The 492-nt window shown below is 32.3% G+C and carries 2 protein-coding genes; one reads left to right on the top strand and one right to left on the bottom strand.

From position 1 onward, the window contains the following. Nucleotides 1–142: ChbG/HpnK family deacetylase (locus LI288_RS14755; protein ID WP_227091068.1), on the bottom strand; the 142-nt coding region annotated here is incomplete at its 3' end. A gap of 139 nt (nt 143–281) precedes the next feature. Between LI288_RS14755 and LI288_RS14055 the strand changes: the two genes are divergently transcribed. After that, nucleotides 282–492 (top strand): hypothetical protein (locus tag LI288_RS14055; protein WP_331464671.1); only part of this gene is annotated, 211 nt, incomplete at its 3' end.

Here is a 492-nt window from a genome sequence, read left to right on the forward strand (position 1 = left end):
GTTTAATCGCTTCATCACAGCCTGGCATATTCGCCATTAAAGTCGTAGAGGATAAAACACCCTCTCGAAACGCTTTGATTATTCCTTGATTAACTCCTGAGGAGTATCCAAAATCATCTGCATTGATAATTATTTTTTTCAAATATTTTCCTCTTTCTCTCGTTTTGTTTTTTCTTACAAATGCAGTATACTATATCTAAGTAAGCGTTCGCAATAGCTTTATAGCACTTTGCATATGCTTTCAATAACTGAAAATATTTTCAAAAAATAAAGGAAAAGTTATGACAAAAATATATCATCTCGATCGTCTACTACCAAATAACTCATTTCGTCCAGAAGATGAGAAACTCATTGAGAGCATTATCACAGCAATCCAGAAAAAGGAAAGTTTAGACATCAGAGATATCGCTCAAAAAAATTTCTTTTCTCCTTCTTCAATTAGTCGTTTGGCCAAAAGAGGAGGGTTTAATAATTATAAGGAAATGATTTTTT

It is taken from the genome of Lachnospira pectinoschiza, assembly GCF_020564355.1.
Classification (GTDB): domain Bacteria; phylum Bacillota; class Clostridia; order Lachnospirales; family Lachnospiraceae; genus Lachnospira; species Lachnospira intestinalis.